Below are 1,831 nucleotides of genomic sequence, written 5' to 3'. Positions count from 1 at the left end.
AACGATTTAAGATGGATACTAGAAAAGAAAAATTCCCATACGGTATTCCAGGGCATAATTTAAGTGAAATAGAAAGAGAAATACCTATTGAAGAACCGCCGGTATGGCCAGTCAACGATAAATTAAAAATAATTGGAAAAAGGGTCACAAGAATCGATGCCCACGAAAAAGTGACAGGTAAAGCAAAATATACCTCTGACATTAAATTGCCTGGTATGCTCTATGCGAAGATGTTGCGTTCAAATGTACCACATGCTGTCATCACATCAATCGATATTGCTAAAGCAGAAAGTCTGCCGGGGGTACATGCTATTCATCTTATAGAGAATGCCCAGAAAGAGGGAGAAGAAAATACTAATGGTAAATATCCGATGGTAAAATATGTGGGACAACCTCTTGGAGGTGTCGCAGCCGAAAGCCTGGAAATAGCCAAAGATGCCATCTCATTGATTAAGGTCAGCTATGAGCAGAAACCCTTTGTTATAGATATCGAAGCTGCCATGGAAATCAATGCACCAATTGTGTTTGATGTGCCAATTACACAACAGGAAGATGGTGGAGATGTAGGTGAAACGCATGATGGGAGCAAAGGGGAAGGTAATGTTAGAGGGCCGTCGACCAGTAGTTTTTTTGGTGGACCCAGAGGTGATTTGGAAGTGGGTTTCAGAGAAGCCGATGTTTTGGTAGAAAGAACGTATCGAACACAAGTGCATACGCACATGCCATTGGAGACCCATGGTGTCGTGGTGGATTGGAATGCTGACCATATGATGGTTTATGCATCTACACAAAATACTAATGGGGTTAGAAATGAAATGGCGAGTGTCTTCAATTTGCCAAAGAGTAAAGTAAGGGTATTCTGTGATTTTATGGGCGGCGGATTTGGTGCAAAACACAGTGCCGGAAGCTTTGGGCCTATGGCTGCAAATCTTGCTAAAAAAACGGGCAGACCGGTCTGGCTAATGCTAGATCGAAAAGAAGAGCATCTTGCAGAAGGAAACCGACCTAATTCAATTCAATATCTAAAAATAGGAGCCAGGAAAGATGGTACTTTGACTGGTATTCAGCAACGTTCCCATGGGACGGCAGGGGTAAACCTTGGCGCCGGAGTGGGTCGGATTGCCCAAATCTTGTATCCCTGTCCTAATTTTGCAACCGAACAATATGATGTATTGACTAATGCAGGACCAGGAGCTGCCTGGCGTGCACCTGGTAATGTTCAGGGAGCTTTTGGCCTTGAACAGGCTATTGATGAATTGGCGGAAAAGCTAGAAATAGACCCATTAAAATACAGAGACCTAATTGATAAAAGTGAAGTGAGAAAAGTAGAGCGCCAACGCGGTGCAAAACTTTTCGAGTGGTCTCGTCGTCAACCTGCAGGCAGAGGTAAAGGGATAATAAAGAAAGGGCTCGGCGTAGGGCAATCTACATGGCCGCGATTTGTAACTCTTGATTCTTCAGTTGAAGTTAAAATCCACAACGATGGCGGGGTTGAGATACGGTCCAGCGTCCAGGATATAGGAACAGGGACTAAAACCATTCTTGCCCAGGTAGTTGCCGAGGAATTAGGCCTTCCGGTGGCAGCTATTACAGTCAACATTGGCGACACTTTTTTCCCTGTTGGCCCAGGTTCCGGGGGAAGCGTAGTAACCGGATCAATTACACCTCCAGCCCGTAATGCGACTTATGAAGCGAAAAAAGCACTTTTGAAACTGGTTGCCAAAAAATGGGAAACCGATTCTTCGGAATTGTTTATTGAGAACGGTGAGGTAGGTAGTAAAATGGATGCCAGTATGAAAATGCCTTTCAAAGAGGCAACAAAATTAATGCG

General features: G+C 44.1%; 1 protein-coding gene. It reads left to right on the top strand.

The window, feature by feature from the left end; all coding sequences use genetic code 11:
- Positions 1 to 11 precede the first annotated feature (11 nt).
- Positions 12 to 1,831, top strand: a 1,820-nt coding sequence (locus tag WBN20_RS16135; protein ID WP_424282428.1) for a xanthine dehydrogenase family protein molybdopterin-binding subunit, incomplete at its 3' end; no start/stop codon positions are given.

The organism is Eudoraea sp., assembly GCF_049665975.1.
Classification (GTDB): domain Bacteria; phylum Bacteroidota; class Bacteroidia; order Flavobacteriales; family Flavobacteriaceae; genus Eudoraea.
This window is presented reverse-complemented; position numbering and strand designations above follow the sequence as displayed.